General features: G+C 69.3%; 17 protein-coding genes. 4 read left to right on the top strand and 13 right to left on the bottom strand.

The window, feature by feature from the left end:
• Nucleotides 1–58 precede the first annotated feature (58 nt).
• The 9 genes from RSP45_RS12500 to RSP45_RS12460 all read right to left on the bottom strand — a co-directional run bounded on the left by RSP45_RS12500 (nt 59) and on the right by RSP45_RS12460 (nt 9,535).
• Nucleotides 59–985: a DMT family transporter gene (locus tag RSP45_RS12500; RefSeq protein WP_415392176.1), complete on the bottom strand. Its 927-nt coding sequence runs from the start codon at nt 983–985 to the stop codon at nt 59–61.
• 21 nt (nt 986–1,006) lie between these two features.
• The gene (locus tag RSP45_RS12495; RefSeq protein ID WP_415392175.1) at nt 1,007–2,230 is read right to left on the bottom strand and encodes a Zn-dependent hydrolase; all 1,224 of its coding nucleotides are present in this window, start codon (nt 2,228–2,230) and stop codon (nt 1,007–1,009) included.
• Nucleotides 2,227–3,519 carry an ArgE/DapE family deacylase gene (locus RSP45_RS12490; RefSeq protein WP_415392174.1) on the bottom strand — a complete coding sequence of 431 codons (1,293 nt, stop codon included), beginning with the start codon at nt 3,517–3,519 and terminating at the stop codon, nt 2,227–2,229. Before RSP45_RS12490 ends, RSP45_RS12495 begins: the two co-directional genes overlap by 4 nt.
• Entirely contained in the window at nt 3,509–4,507 is a 999-nt protein-coding gene (locus RSP45_RS12485; RefSeq protein WP_303730040.1) for a branched-chain amino acid ABC transporter permease, read from the bottom strand. Before RSP45_RS12485 ends, RSP45_RS12490 begins: the two co-directional genes overlap by 11 nt.
• A gap of 57 nt (nt 4,508–4,564) precedes the next feature.
• Nucleotides 4,565–5,434: a branched-chain amino acid ABC transporter permease gene (locus RSP45_RS12480; RefSeq protein WP_073068185.1), complete on the bottom strand. Its 870-nt coding sequence runs from the start codon at nt 5,432–5,434 to the stop codon at nt 4,565–4,567.
• Between the two features lie 15 nt (nt 5,435–5,449).
• A complete protein-coding gene (locus tag RSP45_RS12475) occupies nt 5,450–6,172 on the bottom strand; it encodes an ABC transporter ATP-binding protein (protein ID WP_073068183.1) in 723 nt (240 codons plus the stop codon).
• Nucleotides 6,162–6,908, bottom strand: a complete 747-nt coding sequence (locus RSP45_RS12470; protein ID WP_415392173.1) for an ABC transporter ATP-binding protein — start codon at nt 6,906–6,908, stop codon at nt 6,162–6,164. The genes RSP45_RS12475 and RSP45_RS12470 overlap by 11 nt, the downstream gene beginning before the upstream one ends.
• A gap of 104 nt (nt 6,909–7,012) precedes the next feature.
• Nucleotides 7,013–8,224: an ABC transporter substrate-binding protein gene (locus RSP45_RS12465; RefSeq protein ID WP_415392172.1), complete on the bottom strand. Its 1,212-nt coding sequence runs from the start codon at nt 8,222–8,224 to the stop codon at nt 7,013–7,015.
• A 60-nt stretch (nt 8,225–8,284) separates the two neighbouring features.
• A complete protein-coding gene (locus tag RSP45_RS12460) occupies nt 8,285–9,535 on the bottom strand; it encodes an ArgE/DapE family deacylase (protein ID WP_415392171.1) in 1,251 nt (416 codons plus the stop codon).
• Nucleotides 9,536–9,673: 138 nt separating this feature from the next.
• On the opposite strand from RSP45_RS12460, the gene RSP45_RS12455 reads away from it, so the two are divergent.
• The gene (locus RSP45_RS12455) at nt 9,674–10,504 is read left to right on the top strand and encodes an IclR family transcriptional regulator (protein WP_415392170.1); all 831 of its coding nucleotides are present in this window, start codon (nt 9,674–9,676) and stop codon (nt 10,502–10,504) included.
• 12 nt (nt 10,505–10,516) lie between these two features.
• Here RSP45_RS12455 and ggt read toward each other — a convergent pair whose 3' ends face one another.
• The 3 genes from ggt to RSP45_RS12440 are packed head-to-tail and all read right to left on the bottom strand — an operon-like array spanning nt 10,517 to nt 14,561.
• Nucleotides 10,517–12,208 (bottom strand): gamma-glutamyltransferase, encoded by a 1,692-nt coding sequence (gene ggt / locus RSP45_RS12450; RefSeq protein ID WP_415392169.1) that lies wholly within the window; start codon nt 12,206–12,208, stop codon nt 10,517–10,519.
• Nucleotides 12,205–13,518, bottom strand: a complete 1,314-nt coding sequence (locus RSP45_RS12445) for an aspartate aminotransferase family protein (protein WP_415392168.1) — start codon at nt 13,516–13,518, stop codon at nt 12,205–12,207. The genes ggt and RSP45_RS12445 overlap by 4 nt, the downstream gene beginning before the upstream one ends.
• Nucleotides 13,515–14,561, bottom strand: a complete 1,047-nt coding sequence (locus RSP45_RS12440) for a phosphotransferase (protein WP_415392167.1) — start codon at nt 14,559–14,561, stop codon at nt 13,515–13,517. The genes RSP45_RS12445 and RSP45_RS12440 overlap by 4 nt, the downstream gene beginning before the upstream one ends.
• A 137-nt stretch (nt 14,562–14,698) precedes the next feature.
• On the opposite strand from RSP45_RS12440, the gene RSP45_RS12435 reads away from it, so the two are divergent.
• Together RSP45_RS12435 and RSP45_RS12430 are read left to right on the top strand one after the other, a co-directional pair.
• The gene (locus RSP45_RS12435; RefSeq protein ID WP_415392166.1) at nt 14,699–15,394 is read left to right on the top strand and encodes a GntR family transcriptional regulator; all 696 of its coding nucleotides are present in this window, start codon (nt 14,699–14,701) and stop codon (nt 15,392–15,394) included.
• Between the two features lie 173 nt (nt 15,395–15,567).
• A complete protein-coding gene (locus tag RSP45_RS12430) occupies nt 15,568–16,224 on the top strand; it encodes a nuclear transport factor 2 family protein (protein WP_415392165.1) in 657 nt (218 codons plus the stop codon).
• Nucleotides 16,225–16,260: 36 nt separating this feature from the next.
• Here RSP45_RS12430 and RSP45_RS12425 read toward each other — a convergent pair whose 3' ends face one another.
• Nucleotides 16,261–16,704: a GNAT family N-acetyltransferase gene (locus tag RSP45_RS12425; protein WP_415392164.1), complete on the bottom strand. Its 444-nt coding sequence runs from the start codon at nt 16,702–16,704 to the stop codon at nt 16,261–16,263.
• Between the two features lie 148 nt (nt 16,705–16,852).
• On the opposite strand from RSP45_RS12425, the gene RSP45_RS12420 reads away from it, so the two are divergent.
• Entirely contained in the window at nt 16,853–17,479 is a 627-nt protein-coding gene (locus RSP45_RS12420; protein WP_073068162.1) for an FMN-binding negative transcriptional regulator, read from the top strand.
• Nucleotides 17,480–17,490: the final 11 nt, after the last annotated feature.

Raw genomic sequence — 17,490 nt, 5'->3', positions numbered from 1 at the left:
CAGGCTTCCTGTGCAAAAATGCGCAGGGGCGGGGGGCGGCAAAAACCCGCCTTGCCCCCTACCCCGCCGCGCCCGCGCGGGGTTGCCGGGGGGCGGGTTGCCGGGCGGGCAGCATGACGGCGGCGGCGGCGGTGGTCATCAGGACCAGGCCCAGCATGTCGGCCAGGGTCGGGCGCTCGGCCAGCAACAGCACCGAGGAGACCACCCCGATCGCCGGGACCAGCAGCAGCGCCAGGGCGACGGTGCCGGCGGGCATCCGGGCCAGCAACCAGTACCACAGCAGGAAGGCCAGCGCCTGCGAGAACACGATGTGATAGCCCAGCCCCACCCAGGTGCTGGCGTGCCAGCCGGCGGGGTCCAGCCCCGCGCGCAGCAGCTGCGGCTCGAACAGCGCGGCGCCGGCGGCGGCGACCAGCGCGCCGGCGACCAGCTGCCACAGGGTCATGGTGATCGGCGGCGCGGCGACCGGAAAGCGCTTGATGACCACGGTGCCCAAGGCCCAGCTCATCCCCGCCAGCAGCGCCAGCACCAGCCCGTAGCCAAAGCTGCCGCTTTGCACCAGCGGCCAGCCCAGGCAGGCCAGCCCCAGGCTGCCCGCGGCCAGCCCGGTCCAGCGGCGGCGGTCCAGCCGCTCGCCCAGCACCGGCCGGGCAAAGATGATGGTCCAGATCGGCATGGTGAAGGTGACGATCACCGCGCGCGAGGTGGGCGCCGCCAGCTGCGCAAAGGACAGCAGTAGGTTGAAGGCGGTGATCGACAGGAACCCCGAGCCCAGCACCGGCAGCCACTCGCCGCGCGCCAGCCGGCAGCGCTTGCCGGTCAGCCGGGCCAGCGCGAACAGGAACAGCGCGCCCGAGCCCATCCCGATCGCCCGCAGCGTCCAGGGCGGGATCTCGTTCAGCGCCGTGCGCACCGCGGGCCAGTTCAGCCCCCAGCACAATGCGACCAGCAGGATCGCCAGCGGCTCGAGCCCGCGCCTCGGCATGTCCCTCCGCCCCCCTCCCCGTCAGCCGGCCAGCGCCAGCACGCTGTCCAGCAGCACCTGCGCCCCGGCGGCGCAGTCCTCGGGGCTGGTATATTCGGCCTCGTTGTGGCTGATGCCGTTGGCCGAGGGCACGAAGATCATCCCCGCCGGCAGCACCCGGGCCATGTTGCAGGCGTCATGCCCGGCCCCCGACACCATCCGCCGCCCGGGATAGCCGTTCCTGATACGCGCCGCCTCGATCGCCGCGATGACGGCGGGGTCAAAGGGCACAGGCGGGGAATCGGCGGTGTTCTCGCTGGAAAACCCGACACCCAGCGCACGGCACTGCGCCTCGATCTCCCCCAGCACCCGGGCCGAAAGCGCGTCGAGCTGCGCCAGATCCTCGTGGCGCAGGTCCAGCGTCAGCTCGACCTGCGAGGCCACCGTCACCTGCGAGCCGTTGGGGCTGGCGATGCGCCCGCAGGTGCCGCGGCCGCCGGGCAGCGCGCGGGCGGCGCGGTCGGCGATCAGCACCGCATGGGCGGCGGCGACCATGGCGTCCTTGCGTGCCTCCATCGGGGTCGGGCCGGCATGGGCGTCCTGCCCGGAAAACCGCAACAGCCAGCGGCAAAAGCCGATGCCGGCGGTGACCACGCCGATCACCTCGCCCGCCTGTTCCAGGATCGGGCCCTGCTCGATATGCAGCTCGAGATAGGCGTGGACGGGGAAGCCGGGGCCGCCGGGGCCGGCGCCGTTTTCCAGCGCGTCCAGCATATCGCCCAGGCGGCGGCCGCGGTGATCGACCATCGCCCGCGCCTGATCCAGCGGCAGCGCGCCGGTGAACACCTCGGATCCCATCATCGGGCGGATGATCGCGCCTTCCTCGTTGGTCCAGTTGACCAGCGTCACCGGGCGGCTTGTGCGGACCCCGCCCGCGTTCAGGCAGCGCATCACCTCGAGCCCGGCCAGAACCCCCAGCACCCCGTCGAAGCGCCCGCCGGTCGGCTGGGTGTCCAGATGGCTGCCGATCAGCAGCGGCGGCAGGTCCTCGGTCCCTGCGCGGGTGGCGAACTGGTTGCCGAAGCGGTCGGCGGACAGCGCCAGCCCCTCGGCCTCGCACCAGCGGCGGAACAGGCCGCGCGCGGCGTCATCCTCGGGCGAAAAGGCCAGGCGGTTGTTGCCGCCCGCCACGCCGGGGCCGATCTCGGCCATCTGCATCAGGCTTTGCCACAGCCGCCCGCCGTCGATCCTGAGCGCGGCCGTCACAGCGGCTCGAGCCCGCACCAGTCGGCGATGAACAGCGCATAGGCGCGGGTCGCCTGTTTCAGGCTGTCCAGCTCGACATATTCGTCGATGCCGTGGGGCTGGCCGCAGACCGCGCCATAGACGATCGAGGGCGTGTCCTGATACAGCCCGAAATACCGCGCATCCGTCACGGCCGAGCTGATGGTGCTGGTGACGGGCGTGCCGAACACCGCCTCATGCGCGCGACCCATCGCAGCCTCGATCTCGCTGCCGGGTTCCAGCACATAGCCGTCGGCCATGAAGCCGTGGAAGGTCGCCTTGGGCGGGTGGTCGCGCAGATAGGGGTCGGCGGCGCAGGCCTCGGCCACGCAGTCCAGGATTTCCTGCCGGATCTGCGCCAGATCCTCGCCCTCGAGCACGCCCAGCCGCACCTCCATCCTTGCCGTGGCCGGGACCGAGGACACCCAGTCGCCGCCCGACAGCTTGCCCAGGTTGACCCGGATCGGGTGCGGATGGTCGCGATAGACCGGGTGGTCGGCCTTGCGGGCGTTCCATTCGGTTTCCAGCCGCTTGAGGAACGGCCAGATGTGGATCGCCTTTTCCAGCGCATTGGCGCCGACGTTCTGGAACGCGGCCGAGGCGTGCTGCGGGTCGCCCTCGATGTCGAGGCACAGCCACATCAGCCCGACCTCGGCCCGCATGATCGAGGGGCCGAAGGGCTCCGGCACCAGCGCGCCGTCAGCCTTGTAGCCGCGCTGGATACAGGCCAGCGCGCCGTTGCCGGTGCATTCCTCCTCGACCACCGATTGCAGATAGACCGGGGCAGCGGGGCGGAAGCCGGCGGCCTTCAGCGCCTCGATGGCGTAGATCCCGGCGGCCAGCCCGGATTTCATGTCGCCGGCGCCGCGCCCGTACATGCGCCCGCCCTCGATGCGGGGCTCGAACGGGGGCGTGGTCCAGCGCGCCGCATCGCAGGGCGGCACCACGTCGATATGCCCGTTGATGATCAGCGAGCGGCCGGTCGCCTGTCGGGGCGTCAGCGTGCCGACGACATTATAGGCCTGCGCGTAATCGACGAACTCGACCGGGGCAAAACCGCGCATGTCGCTTATGTCGTCGACCTCGATCTTCCAGTGGTCCACGTCATAGCCGCGCTCGCGCAGGGCGGCGGCCATGAACTCCTGCATCGCGGCCTCATTCCCGCGGGTGGAATCGAAGCGGACCATCCGGGCGGTAAAGTCCAGCTGCGCGTCGAACCCCGCATCCACGGCGTCGAGGATGCGCTGGCGGGTGGTTGCGTCAACGGCCATGGTCGGCTTGCTCCTGTTGGCGGAAGGTCAGGCGTTCCCGCAGGGTGACGATGCCGCGCGGCAGGAACATCACGATCAGCACGATCAGCAGGCCATAGCCCAGCAGGCGGTAGTTCTCGAGATCGCGCAGCGCCTCGATCAGCACGGTCAGCACCAGCGCCCCGGCCAGCGGCCCCGAGAAGGTGCCAAGCCCCCCCACCAGCACCATGGCGATGATCGAGATCATCAGGTCGACCCCCACCGCCGACTGCGGGGTCAGGATCGACAGGTAATGCGCATAGAACCCCCCGGCGATGCCGACGATGAACGCCGACAGCCCGAACACCATCAGCTTGAGCCGGGTCAGGTTCACGCCCAGGCTTTCGGCGGCATCCTCGCCGTCGCGCATGGCCAGCATTGCCAGCCCGGTCTTGGAGCGCATCAGCCGCACGATGACGAACAGCGTCAGCACGGTCAGCGCCAGCGCCAGGTAATAGAAGGACACCTTGTCCGCGGGGGTGAAGCTGACCTTGCCGACGACCGGCAGGGTAAAGCCCTGGAACTGCGGGATGCCCCACAGCCCCATCTCGCCCCGGGTCAGGCCGGACAGGTTGGCGATGCAGATGCGCACGATCTCGGCAAAGCCCAGCGTCACGATGGCGACATGCGGCATCGAGCGGATGCGCAGGATCGGGGTGCCGATCAGCAGCCCGGCGGCGCCGGCCAGCAGCCCGCCCAGCCACAGCGTCAGCCAAGGCGACAGCCCCAGGTGGATCGACATCAGCGCCGAGCCATAGGCGCCCAGCCCGAAGAACGCATGGTGCCCGAAGGTCTTGAGCCCCGCAAAGCCGGTGACAAGGTTCCAGGCCGAGGCGAAGATCCCGAAGATCATCACCAGCACCATGACGTGCATCAGATAGGGGTCGGTGCTGAGCAGCGGCAGCAGCAGCATCGCGGCCAGCGCGGCAATCATGCCAAGCAGCGCCTGCGGGGTGAACGGCCTGAACATCAGCGGGCTCCGGCGAAATTGGTTGCGGGGGTGGGGCGGGCGGCGGTCAGGCGCATGTCATTTCGTCCCGAACACGCCCCAGGGGCGCCACCAGATCACGGCGATCATCAGCGTGAACGAGATCACGTCGCGCCACTCGGACGAGGTGAGCTGCACGCCTACCGCCTCGACCACGCCAAGGAACAGCCCGCCGATGATGGCGCCAGGGAACGAGCCGAGCCCGCCCAGGATCACCACGACGAAACCCTTCAGCAGGATCGGCATCCCGGCCCAGGGGTTGATGGCGTTGATCGGCGCCAGCATCGCCGCGGCCAGCGCCCCCAGCGCGGCGGCCAGGCCAAAGCAGATCATGTAGACCCGGCGCACCGGGATGCCGACCACCTGCGCCGCATCGCGGTCCTGCGAGGTGGCCCGGATCGACCAGCCCAGCCGGGTGTATTTCAGCAGCCAGGTCATGCCCCCGATGGTGGCCAGCGCCACCAGGAAGATCAGCACCCGCTGCCACGGCAGGCGGATGTCGCCGATCGCCAGCACCCCCGAGACGTAATAGGGCACGGTGTTGAACTGTTCGCCGAACATCAGCAGCGCGGCGTTCTGCAGGATGATCGACAGCCCCAGCGTCGCGGCGATGGTGGTAAAGGCCCAGTTCTCGCGCACGATCAGGTATTCGATGGTCAGCTTCTGGATCAGCATCCCCAGGCAAAAGGCGATGGCCACCGCCAGCGGGATCGCCACGATAGGGGCAAGCCCGATCTGCACGATCAGGTAATAGGTGAAATACCCGCCCAGCATGTAGAACTCGCCATGGGCGAGGTTCAGGACCCGCATGGTGCCGTAGACCAGGGCGATGCCCGATCCGATCAGCGCATACATCGAGCCGGAGATCAGCCCGTTGAGGATCTGTTCAAGGAAGATGGCAAGGTTCATGTCGTGCGCTTTCCCTTACTCGCCCAGATAGACTCGGCGGATCACGTCCGAGTTCATCATTTCGTCCCCCGTGCCGTTCAGCATCACCCGGCCGCTTTCCAGCAGATAGCCATAGTTCGAGATGCCGAAGGACAGCTTGACGTTCTGTTCGTTGAAGACCACGGCGATGCCCTCGGCATTCACCTTGCGGATGATGTCGGCGATCTGGCCCACGATGCGCGGGGTCAGGCCCAGATAGGGCTCGTCCATCAGCAGCAGCCTGGGGCGCGACATCAGCGCCCGGGCGATGGCGACCATCTGCTGTTCGCCCCCCGACATCTTGCCGGCGATCTGGTCGCGGCGCTCGGCGATGATCGGGAACAGGCTTTCCACCCACTCCAGCCGCTCTTTCGCGTGTTTCTGGACGCTTTTATGATAGGCGCCCAGCATGACGTTTTCATAGACGGTCATGCCGGTGAACAGGCGGCGGCGTTCCAGCACCATGGACATGCCGCGCTCGATCATCTCGTGCGCGGGGCGGTTGGTGATGTCCTCGCCGTTGAAGATCACCCGGCCTGACCGCACCGGGGTCAGCCCCATGATCGCCTTGAGGATTGTGGACTTGCCCGAGCCGTTCGGCCCCAGCACCGCCACCACCTGCCCGGCATGGGCCTGCATCGAGACGTCCCACAGCACCTGGTAGCTGCCATAGACAACGCTGACGTCCTGCACGTCGAGCATGAGCGGATCAGTGGTCATCGGCTTTCGCCTCTCCGAGGTAGAGTTCGACCACCGCCGGGTCGGTCGCCACCTGATAGGGGGTGCCCGACACCATGCGGGCGCCGCGGTTCATGAAAATCGCCTCGTCGGCCAGGTCGTTGATGACCTTCATGTTGTGTTCGATCAGCACGATGGTCAGCCCGCCCTGGCGCAGCGACTTGACCAGCTCGATCAGCCCGGGGATCGACTTCATGTCGACGCCGCCGGTCACCTCGTCCATCAGCAGCAGCTTGGGGCGGGTCGCCATGGCGCGCGCCAGCTCCAGCCGCTTGCGCTGGCCGGTGGACAGGCCCTTGGCCGGCGTATCCAGCCTGTCGCCCAGCCCCACCTGGTCGGCGAACGCCTCGGACGCCTTGCGCAGTTCGGCCATCGAATGGTGGAAGGGTCGCGCCCCCACCATGATGTTTTCGGTCACCGACAGCTGCTCGAACGGCTGGGTGATCTGGAAGGTCCGCGCCACCCCCGCCCGGCAGCGCCCGTCGGGGCGCATGGCGGTGATATCCTGGCCCTGGAACAGGATCCGCCCCGCCGTGGGCTTGTGGACCCCGGCGATGACATGAAACGTGGTCGTCTTGCCCGCGCCGTTCGGCCCCATCAGGGCCAGGATCTGGCCCTGCTTCACGTCAAGGGACAGGTTGTCGATGGCCACGATCCCGCCGAAGCGCATCGTGATCGCGTCCACCTGCAAAAGCGGCGCGCTCGCCACATTCGTCATGTATCCGACTCCGGTTGTCGTTGAGGAGGGGGACCGGCCTGCGCAGCCGCGGCAGAGCCCCCGCCGGGCACGAAAGGCGCCCGGTGGGGATTTCGGTCAGACGCTCATTTGAACTCGGCCGTGGCCGAGGTTTCCGGCCAGACCGCCTTGCTGACGCCGTCCTGCACCTGCGCCACCGCGACCGGCAGGAACTCGGCGCCGATCTTGGGGGTGTGGTTGGCGGTGTCGTAGACGAAGCGCCCGGTGTAGCAGTCGAAATCGGTGGTGGCGAAGGCCTCCGACAGCTTCGCCGGCTCGACGGTGCCCGCGCGCTTCATGTTGTCCACCAGCATCGCGAACTGGCAGTAGCCCTGCGCGTGGTCGCCGTTGCCGGTGATGCCCTTGGCGCCCAGCAGCTCGTACAGCGCCTTGTGCTTTTCGTTGTTCACCGGGTCGAACAGCATCGGCGTCCACAGCATGTTTTCGGAATCGGCGCCGACGCCCTCGTGGAACTCGGGGCGCAGCGGGTAATAGATCGCCACATGCAGGGTCTCGAGGCCGGTTTCCTTGATCTGCTTGGTCAGCGCGATCCCCGAGTTGACCGAGGTGAAGATCGACACCAGCACGTCAGGCGCATTGCCGCGCAGCTTGGACAGCTGCGGGTAGAAATCGGAATGGCCCAGCGGCACCGCCTCGTGCCCGGTCTCGGTCCAGCCCGCGTCCTTGAATAGCGGCAGCGCGTATTCGGTGTTGGACTTGCCGTAGTCGGTGTCCTCGAACACGAAGGCGATCTTCTTGTCACCGGGCGAGAACTTGCCCGCCTCGGTCAGCCCCTCGACCGCCTCGAACACCGCCTGCGCATAGGCGTCCGAGTTCCAGCTGGATTTCCAGAAATTGGCGAACTGCTCGGGGTTGCTTTCGACCTTGCGGGCGATTTCCGAGGACACCGGCTGCCCGCTCATCACGAACTTGCCGTAGGAGGCGGCGACATCCATCAGCGCGATGGTCACCGACGACGCAAAGGTGTCCCCGATCAGCAGGTCCACGTTGTCGCGGGTCAGCAGCTTCTGCGCGGCGGACACCCCCATTTCGGGACGCGAGGCGCTGTCCTCGAAGATCAGGTTCAGCGAGTGCTTTTCGCCGTTCATCTCGACGCCGCCCTCGGCGTTCACCTGATCGGCGACGAACTGATAGGCCTCGCGCATGGCGATCCCCGAGGTCGCGGCCGGGCCGGTCAGCGGGCCGACGACGCCGATCTTGATCTCATCGGCCAGCGAAGGCGTGGCGAGCAGTGTGGCCCCCAGCAGGGCGGCAAGGATGGTTCTGGTCTGTTTCATGGTCTTCCCTGTGGTTATGGCCGTCCGGTCTGGCGCCGGACGGGTTGGTGAAGGACGGTTTCAGACAGGTTCGGTGCCGCACCAGTCGGCAATGAACAGCGCCATGGCCTTGGTGACGCTGCGCAGGGATTCCAGGCTGACATATTCGTCGAACCCGTGGATGTTGCGCGAGACCGGCCCGTAGCACAGGGTCGGCACGCGGTTGTAAAGCGCATAGACCCGCGCATCGAGATAGGCCGGCGTGGTCAGCGTCTCGAGGGGCGCGCCAAAGGCGTTCTCATGCGCCCGCGCCAGCGCCGCCTCGGCCTCGGACCCGGGCTCGAGGTAATAGCCCTCGGCGTTGAAGCCGTTCTGGGTCACCCTGGGCGGGTTCTGCGCCAGGAAACGGTCGCCGCGGGCGAATTGCGCCACGTGGTCGGTGATCTCGCGCAGCTTGTCCTGCGCCTTCTCGCCCGGGTAGATCGACACCCGCACCTGGAACCGGCACCACGCCGGGACCGAGGACCCCCAGTCGCCGCCCTCGATGATGCCGATGTTCAGGTTGATCGGCTTCGGTTCGGTCTCATAGCCGGGGTGCTGGTGCTTTTCGGCGTTCCATTTCGCCTCGATCTCGCGCAGTGCGCCGATCACGCGGATGGCGGCGTCGATGGCGTTGGCGCCCTCGCCCATCTCGCGGACATGGACCGGGATGCCGCGGACCTCGACCTCGAACCACAGCACGCCGCCGCAGGTGCGCACCAGCTTGTTGTCCTCGGGTTCGGGGATCAGCACCGCATCGGCGGTATAGCCGCGCAGAAAGGTCTGCATGGCGCCGTTGCCGGTGGATTCTTCCTCGACCACCGATTGCAGATAGACGGTGGCCGCCGGTTGCAGCCCGATCCGCCTGAGCGCCTCGAGCGCAAAGACGTTGGCGCCTGCCCCGGCCTTCATGTCGCCGGCGCCGCGGCCATACATGCGGTCGCCCACCACCGCGCCGCCATAGGGCGCTTGTTCCCACATGTCCTCGGGGCCGACCGGCACCACGTCCAGATGGTGCTGCAGGATCAGCGAGCGGCCGGTTTCCTGTTTCGGATGGTGGATGCCCACCACGATCGGCGCGCGGGAATGGTCGCTGGAAAACGGCGCCCCGCCCTCATGCGCGGTCAGCTGCGCCTCGTCCATGTCGAAGCGGTCCATCTTGAAGCCGCGCGCGGCCAGGTCGCGATACATGAAATCCTGGATCGCGAACTCTTCCCCCCGCTGCGAGGGGTAGGACACCAGCTTCCGGGTATAGGCGATCTGCTCGTCGAAACCCTCGTCAACGGCACGCATGATCGCATCACGCAGTTCTGCGTTCAAAATCGACCCTCCCCCCTTGGTCGTTTCAGTTTTCTCCCGGACCCAGAAAGATCGAATTGACCTTTCCAAGTCAATAGGCGAGTTATCAGTATCAACAGGTGATACATTGCCATGAACAAAGCCGACCGCCCGCTGGATGCCGCCCCCCGTCCCCCGCAGGAAATGCGGGCCGTGGAACGTATTGCGGCGATCCTGCGCAGCTTTTCGATGGCGCAGCCGATGCTGTCGCTGACCGAGGTCGCGCGGGCCGCCAATCTGGACAAGAACACCACCCGCCGGCTGCTGCTGGCGCTGGCGGCCGAAGGGCTGGTGCGCCGCGACGAATCGGAACGCAGCTGGGGGCTGGACATCGGGGTGATGAAGCTGCAGCCCGCCGTGCTGGGGCCGCGCACCCTGCGCGAGACCGCTGCCCCCTTCCTGCAATGGCTGACCGAGCGCAGCGGCATGACCAGCTTTTTCTGGATCGCCGATCCCGACGGCGCGATCTGCATCGACCGGGTGCGGGCAGGGGGCGAGTTCCGCGACGTGTTCTGGTCCACCCCCGGCACGGTGCTGCCGATGAACGTCGCCTCGGGGCCGCGGGTGGTGCTGGCCCATCTGGGCGACGCCGCCCGCACCGCCTGGTTGGCGCGCCCGCAGCCACGCTTCACCGGCGCGACCCAGACCGACCCGGCCGGGCTGCTGCGCGCCGCCGCGCGCATCCGCGCGCAGGGGCACGAGCTGGCGGTGAACGACTATTACGTCGGCATGGCGGGGCTGGCCGTGCCGGTGACCGACCGCAGCGGCGGCTTTATCGGCGCGATCTCGGTCACCTCGAGCGCGGCCGAGTTCGCCGCCGAGGACCGCCAGCAGGAACTGCTGGCCGTGCTGCGCGAGGCCGCGGTGGCGATCGGGGTGCGGCTGGGGCCAAATCCGGGCGTGCCGCTGCATCCGGCGGGCTAGGGCGCGCATCGCTCAGCGCCCCGCCGGACTGTCGGGCCAGAAACGGGTGCCCGCCCGCGCCAGCCCGCCGCCCAGCCCGATGGCCATGCCGTCGGCGCGCCAGCAGGCCGCGCCCTCCATCCCGTCGTCGTCAAAGGCAATGGCACACATGCCGCCGCCGACATGCGGCAGGCGCAGCACCTGCCAGCCCTTGCCGCGCAGCGCGTCCTCGACCGCGGCGGGGAAGCCCTCTTCCAGCTCGAGCTCGGCGCCCTGGGTCCACAGCCGCGGCGCCTCGACCGCCTCTTGCAGGGTCATGCGGTATTCCAGCAGGTTCAGCAGCCCCTGCATGACCGAGCCGAAGATGCGCAGCCCGCCCGGCAGTCCCAGCGCAAAGCGCGGGCGGCCGTCCCGGGTCACGATGGTCGGCGCCATCGAGGTGGTGACCCGCTTGCCCGGCGCGATGGAATTGGCGCGGCCGGGAACCGGGTCGAACAGCGCCATGTAGTTGTTGGGGATGATGCCGGTGCCGGGGATCACCATTCGCGCCCCGAACAGCGCGTTGATGGTCTGGGTGGTGCTGACGATATTGCCGTCGCGGTCGGCGGTGGTGACATGGGTGGTGTGCGCTTCGGCCGGGGCCGCGCCGGGGGCGACGCCAGGCTGCCAGTCCAGCGTCCGGTCCGGGTCGATGCGGCCCCGGCGGTCGGCGGCATAATCACCCGAGATCAGCCGCTCCACCGGCACCTGCACGAAGGCCGGGTCGGCGGTGGCGGCGGCGCGGTCGGCAAAGGCGATGCGCAGCGCCTCGGCGGTCAAATGCGCCGCGGGTGCCGAGCCGAACCCCATGCCGGCCAGGTCGTAGCCCGACAGGATGTTCAGCATCTGGATCACATGCACGCCCCCGGCCGAGGGCGGCGGCGGGCCGAAGATGCGGTGGCCGCGGAACTCTCCCGACACCGGCTCGCGCGCGATGCTGGCGACCCGCGCCAGATCCTCGCGCGTCATCACCGAGCCCGCCGCCTGCAGCTGCGCGACGATGCGGGCGCCCAGCTCGCCCGCGTAAAGCGCCTCGGGGCCCTCGGCGGCGATCTGCGCCAGCGTCTGCGCGTAATCCGCCATCACCAGCCGCTGCCCGGCACGCAGCGGCGCGCCGTCGTTGGTCAGCAGCCGCCGCGCCTCGGGATCGCGGCCAAGGTCGGGGCAGGCCTCGCCCGCGCAGGCGGCCAGATAGGGGGTGACGACAAAGCCGCGGCTTGCGTGTCGGATTGCGGGCTCCATCACGTCGGCCAGCGCCATGGTCCCGAACCGCGCCAGCGCGTCGCACCAGCCGCGCAGCGTGCCGGGGGTGGCGACCGCGGTGGCGCCATGGGTGTTGGCGCGGCCCTCGACCTCATACCCCAGCCCGGTGGGGCGGAACATGTCGGGGCGCGCCGCCGCGGGCGCCTGGCTTTGCCCGTCCAGCACCAGATGGCGCCCGTCGGCCATGCGGATCTGCGCCATGCCGCCGCCGAAGATGCCGACCATCATCGGCTCGACCACGCTCAGCGTGAACAGGGTGGCGATGGCGGCATCGACGGCATTGCCACCGGCGGCCAGCATCTCGGCCCCGGCGGCGCTGGCCAGCGGGTGGTTCGACACCACCATGCCGTCGCGCGACCGCGCCGGGTGCTTTTCCACCTCGAACCGGGCCACGGCCCGCGCGCGCCACTGCAGATGCGTCATTGCAGCCCCTCCAGAACCCGGTCCAGCGTCTCGACGAAATGGTCGACCTCGGCGGGGCCGACGATCAGTGGCGGGCGGATCTTCAGCACGTTGTGGTTCTTGCCGCAGGAGCTGATCAGCACCCCTTCGCGCCGCAGCCCGTTGACGATGGCGGCCGTGGCCGCCCGGTCGGGGTGGCCGTCGCGGCGGATCTCGGCCCCGATCATCAGCCCGGCCCCGCGCGGCGGCGACAGCAGCGCACGGCGGCCGGACAGCCCGGCCAGCCCCGCCATCAGCCGCGCGCCCATGCGCAGGGCGTTGTCCTGCAAACCCTCGTCCGCGATCACCTGCAGCACCGCCAGCGCCGCGGCGCAGGACACCGAATTGCCGCCGAAGGTGTTGAAATACCGCGCATTGCGGCCGAACTCCTCGACCAGCGCCGCGCCGATCGCCAAGCCGGCGACCGGGTGGCCGTTGCCCATCGGCTTGCCCATGGTCACGATGTCCGGCACCACCCCGTGACGCTGGAACCCCCAGAACCCTTCGCCGGTGCGGGCAAAGCCGGGCTGCACCTCGTCGGCGACGAACAGCCCCCCGGCCTGCCGGATCGCCGCTGCCGCCGGGGCCAGGAACCCCGCAGGCCCCGGCCGCACCCCGTCCGAGGTGAACATCGTGTCCACGATCAGCATCGCCGGGCGGATGCCGCGGCGGCGCAGCCGCGCGACCGCCGCCTGAACCGCAGCGCCGAAACCCGCCTCGCCCTCGGCCCCCGGATCGCCGGGGGCGGGGACCAGCTCGACCTGCATCCCCAGGTCCACCGCCGTCCCCAGCGAGGGCGAGAACTGCGCCACCGCGTCGGTGATGCCGTGATAGGCGGTCTCGGTCACGATGACGCCGCTGCCGCCGGTCGCCGCCTTCGCGATGCGCAGCGCCAGGTCGTTGGCCTCGCTGCCGGTGCAGGTCAGCATCATCCGGTCCAGCGCCGGCGGCAGCGTTGCCAGCAGCCGCTCGGCCAGATCGAGAATGCCCTCTTGCAGATAGCGGGTGTTGGTGGCCAGCGTCGCGGCCTGCTGCGCGATGGCGGCGACCACCGCCGGGTGGCAATGGCCCAGCGAGGTGACGTTGTTGTAGGCGTCCAGATAGCGTCGCCCGGCAGCGTCGATCAGCCACGCCCCTTCGCCGCGCACGAAATGCAGCGGCTCATCATACATCAGCCGGTAGGCCGGGCCCAGCAGTCGCTCGCGGCGGGCGATCAGGCGCTCGGTCTCGGGCGGCAGCGCCACCTTGCCGGGCACGAAGGCGTTGGCCATCGCCTCTGTCTGCTGCGTCATGCGGCCTCCTTTGCCAGGCTGGCGATCCATCCGGCGTTCTGCGCCGGGCTGCAGCTGCGCATCTCGGCCAGCGCGGCGCGCGCGGGGGCGTTGTTGCGCAGGATATAGGGCGCGTTCTCGGGGTAGCGGCTGGCGCGGTAGCCGGTGATCAGCAGGGTCAGCGCCAGCCGCGCCTCGATCAGCAGCGGCAGCAGCGCGGTTTCCGCCGCGGTCAGCGGCAGCGCGCGCACCCAGGCGGCGATGAACTCGCCCGCCTCGGCGCGGTTGCCGTCGGGGCCGAACTGATAGGACGCGGCCACTGCCAGGTCGTTGACCAGCGGCGCGGTGACGATATCGCCAAAGTCGATGATCCCGGCGATGCGGTCGGGGTCGCCCGCATCCACCAGCACATTGTGGAAATTGAGGTCGTTGTAGATCACCTGCCGCCGCAGCCCCGGCAGCGCCGGCAGCGCGATGCGGGTGAAATCCTCAAGCACCGCGGCCACCAGCCAGCGCATCTCGTCCCCCCCGACATGGGGCAGCAGATGCCGCATCCGGTGCAGCTTGCTGCTGTCCCATTGCAGATACTGGTCCTGCCCGGGATGGGTGAAACCGGCAAAACCCGCGCAAAGTCGCGCGTGGACCCGGGCCAGCGCCCGGCGCTGCGCGGTCGAGCGCGGGGCGTCGACCAGCGGCAGCCCCTCGACCCAGCCCAGCAGCCGCAGCGCGCTGTCCCTACCGTCGGCCAGCCGCACCTGCACCAGCCGGGCCCCGTCCAGGCTGCGCCGCAGCCGGGGCACCGGCAGCCCGGGGTCCGCCGCTTGAAGATGGCAGATCGCCGCCGCCTGGAAATCGCTCAGCAGCGGGTTTTCGTCGGGGTTGGCCAGCTTCATCACCCAGCGCCCCCCGTCCGCAACGGTCAGCAGCAGGTTCTGGTCGCGCTCGGACGCCAGCGGCTTCACCGTCTCGACCCGCAGGCCATAGTGGCGCAGCGCCAGCGCGCGTGCCTCGTCGGGGCCGATGCGCGGCGGGGCGGAACTGAGGGTCTGGCTGTCGGCGGTCACGGGCAAGGGGCTTTCGGCAGGGCGCGGTTCCGCGGGGTCCCGGGGCAATGGCTTGTCAGCACGCGGGTTCTTGGGCATTTTCGGCGCAACTTGCCGGTGTCCTTCCACCGCGCAGCAACAGGCAGGACGAAAGCGCGATGACCGGACGTCTGGAATACAGGGCGCTGAGCGATCAGGCCTATGCCGCGATCAAGCAAGAGCTGATCTCGGGCCGGTTCGCGCCGCGGCAGATGCTGGTGCTGCGTACGCTGGCGGAAACCTATGGCATCTCGACCACCCCGGTGCGCGAGGCGCTGCAGCGGCTGGTCGGCGAAGGCCTGCTCGAGATGCTGCCCAACCGCTCGATCGCGGTGCCGGACTGGGACCCCGCCAAGTTCAGCGAACTTTACCGCATCCGCTGCGAGCTGGAAGGTCTGGCGGCCGAGCTGGCGACCGGCTATGCCACCCCGGCGCTGGTGGCCGAGCTGACGCAGCTGGTCGGCGCGATCGACGCGGCGCTGGCCGAAAACCGGCATGGCGATTACGTGGCGCTGAACCAGCGGTTCCATTTCGCCATCTACCGCACCGCCCGCTCGCCCCGGCTGCTGCGGATCATCGAGAACCTGTGGGGCGAGGTCGGCGTCTACATGAACGAGCTGTTCGCCGGGTCCGATTTCGGCGGCATCGCCAACGACGCCCACCGCGCGATCCTGTCCCGGCTGGTCGAGCGCGACGCCGCGGGCGTGCGCGCCGAGATGGTGCGCGACATCACCGTGGCGGCCGACGCCATGCTGCCGCGCATCCGCGAACTGGCGCAGGGCGGCGGGCAAGCCGCGTCGCGCACGCAGCTCTAGGCCCGGCCGCCGCCCCCCGTCCCCCTCACAGCTACCGCGATTTCGCATCCCGTCGTCCCCCTCAGGCCCATTCTTCCCCCGGCCTTTGTGATATCATATCACAGATATCAGATCTTGAAGTCAACCGCAGCCGTGGGCGACCATCGCCCTTGCGAACCAAGAGGGAGGAAGACGTGAGACCCCAGGCTGAACCCGTCGTGCATATCGACGACGCCCGCTTTCGGGTGACCGAGTGGCGCTTTGCCCCCGGTGCGGAAACCGGCTGGCACCGGCACGGGCATGATTACGTAGTAGTGCCGCTGACCGACGGGACGCTGGGGCTGGACACCCCCGGCGGCGCGCAGGCCCAGGCGCAGCTGGCCCGCGGCATCCCCTATTCCCGCAGCGAGGGGGTCGAGCACAACGTCACCAACGCCGGCGACGCGCCGCTGTCGTTCCTGGAAATCGAGGTCGTGGACCAGACGCCGGAAGCGGCGCTGACCCGGGCGCGGCTGGCGACGCTGGAGCGGCTGGCCGCCGGTTTCAACGACCGCGACCTGGACGGGGTGATGGGCTGCATGGCCGAGGATTGCAGCTACCGCACCGCTACGGGCGAGCTGCATGAGGGCGCCGCGGCCGTGCGTGCCGCCAGCGCCGCGCTGTTCACCGCCTGGCCCGAGGCCGCCTGGACCGGGGTGCAGCACGCGGTGGCGGGGGACAGCGGCCTGTCCTATTGGCGCTTCCGGGGCCGGGACGCGGCCGGCAACGCGGTCGAGGTCGCGGGTTGCGACCTGTTCACCTTTGACGGCGACCGGATCGCCTGCAAGGACAGCTACCGCAAGGCGGGCTGATCCTGCTCCGGCCCGGCGCCCCCGGGCCGTGGCGCGCTAGCGCACGTAGCGGATGAAGGGCGTTACCTGCGCGATCCGGTCATACAGCTGGCGGCCGGTGGTGTTGAAATCCTGCGTCAGCCAGTAGACCGCGGGGGTGCCGTTGGCGTCGGCCGCGGCATAGACCGCCTCGATCAGTTTGCGGCCCAGCCCGGTGCCGCGCGCCTGCGGATCGACGTAGAGATCCTGCAGGTAGCAGACATTCTCGATCTTCCAGCAGTGGCGGTGGAACAGGAAATGCACCAGCCCCATCGGCCGCCCCCCGACCAGCGCCAGAAACCCGTTGAAATCCTGCGGATCGTCGCCCAGCAGCCGGGAAAACGTGGTGGCATAGACCTCTTCGGGGACGGTGGTCTGGTAGAACTCCAGATAGCCGGTCCACAGGCGGCGCCATTCCGCGGCATCCTCGGGGCGAAGCGGGCGGATTTCGATGTCGGGCATGTGGGGCTCCGTCGGGGTGTCTGCCGGTGGGGACGACGCTAGCGGGGCGGCGCGGCGGTGGGAAGGGGCGGGGCGGTGCAAAGAGGATGCGCCCTTGCCCAAGGCGCCGCGCGGCGGCATGATCGCGGGCGCACACACAGGCAGGCCGATGTACATCCCCCCGCATTTCCAGGAAATCAGCCCGGACGAGATCGCGCGCGTGCTCGACGCGGCGCCGCTGGCCTGTGTCGTCGCCCAGACCGAATCGGGGCTGCTGGCCAACCACCTGCCGCTGCTGGCGGGCCCCGACGGCACGCTGCTGGGCCATGTGGCGCTGGCCAACGACATGCACCGGCTGATCCGCGACGGGCAGGAGGTGCTGGCGATCTTCCGCGGCGAGGACGCCTATGTCTCGCCCAACTACTACCCCAGCAAGCCCGAGCATCAGCGCCATGTGCCGACCTGGAACTATCAGGCGGTGCATGTCCACGGCCCCATCCGCTTTCAGCACGACCTGCGGTCGAAACGCGCCGCGGTCGGGCTGCTGACCCGCCTGCACGAGCGGCGGCTGAACGGGGACCGCGCCTGGCGGATGGCCGACGCCCCCGCCGACTACATGCAGCAGATGCTGGACACGATCGTCGCCTTCCGCATCGAACCGCAGCGCACGCTGGCCAAGTCCAAGCTGAGCCAGAATCGCGAGCCCCGCGACCAGCGCGCGGTGGTCAAGGCGCTGGCCGCCGACGGCCACGCCGCCCTGGCCGCGATCATGGAGCCGCGGCTGCCCGAGGGCTGACGGGGACGCAA

This window comes from Paracoccus sp. SJTW-4, from assembly GCF_047716885.1.
Classification (GTDB): domain Bacteria; phylum Pseudomonadota; class Alphaproteobacteria; order Rhodobacterales; family Rhodobacteraceae; genus Paracoccus; species Paracoccus solventivorans.
Note: the sequence above shows the minus strand (reverse complement) of the source record. Positions and strands in the feature narration are given on the sequence as shown.

Excerpts from the sequence above, each read along its gene's own strand:
- RSP45_RS12420 (WP_073068162.1), top strand. The coding sequence starts at position 16,853 with ATGTACATCCCCCCGCATTTCCAGGAAATCAGCCCGGACGAGATCGCG.
- RSP45_RS12455 (WP_415392170.1), top strand. The coding sequence starts at position 9,674 with ATGAACAAAGCCGACCGCCCGCTGGATGCCGCCCCCCGTCCCCCGCAG.
- RSP45_RS12485 (WP_303730040.1), bottom strand. The coding sequence starts at position 4,507 with ATGTTCAGGCCGTTCACCCCGCAGGCGCTGCTTGGCATGATTGCCGCG.
- ggt (WP_415392169.1), bottom strand. The coding sequence starts at position 12,208 with ATGACGCATCTGCAGTGGCGCGCGCGGGCCGTGGCCCGGTTCGAGGTG.
- RSP45_RS12460 (WP_415392171.1), bottom strand. The coding sequence starts at position 9,535 with ATGCGTGCCGTTGACGAGGGTTTCGACGAGCAGATCGCCTATACCCGG.
- RSP45_RS12465 (WP_415392172.1), bottom strand. The coding sequence starts at position 8,224 with ATGAAACAGACCAGAACCATCCTTGCCGCCCTGCTGGGGGCCACACTG.
- RSP45_RS12475 (WP_073068183.1), bottom strand. The coding sequence starts at position 6,172 with ATGACCACTGATCCGCTCATGCTCGACGTGCAGGACGTCAGCGTTGTC.
- RSP45_RS12500 (WP_415392176.1), bottom strand. The coding sequence starts at position 985 with ATGCCGAGGCGCGGGCTCGAGCCGCTGGCGATCCTGCTGGTCGCATTG.
- RSP45_RS12435 (WP_415392166.1), top strand. The coding sequence starts at position 14,699 with ATGACCGGACGTCTGGAATACAGGGCGCTGAGCGATCAGGCCTATGCC.
- RSP45_RS12425 (WP_415392164.1), bottom strand. The coding sequence starts at position 16,704 with ATGCCCGACATCGAAATCCGCCCGCTTCGCCCCGAGGATGCCGCGGAA.
- RSP45_RS12470 (WP_415392173.1), bottom strand. The coding sequence starts at position 6,908 with ATGACGAATGTGGCGAGCGCGCCGCTTTTGCAGGTGGACGCGATCACG.
- RSP45_RS12445 (WP_415392168.1), bottom strand. The coding sequence starts at position 13,518 with ATGACGCAGCAGACAGAGGCGATGGCCAACGCCTTCGTGCCCGGCAAG.
- RSP45_RS12490 (WP_415392174.1), bottom strand. The coding sequence starts at position 3,519 with ATGGCCGTTGACGCAACCACCCGCCAGCGCATCCTCGACGCCGTGGAT.
- RSP45_RS12480 (WP_073068185.1), bottom strand. The coding sequence starts at position 5,434 with ATGAACCTTGCCATCTTCCTTGAACAGATCCTCAACGGGCTGATCTCC.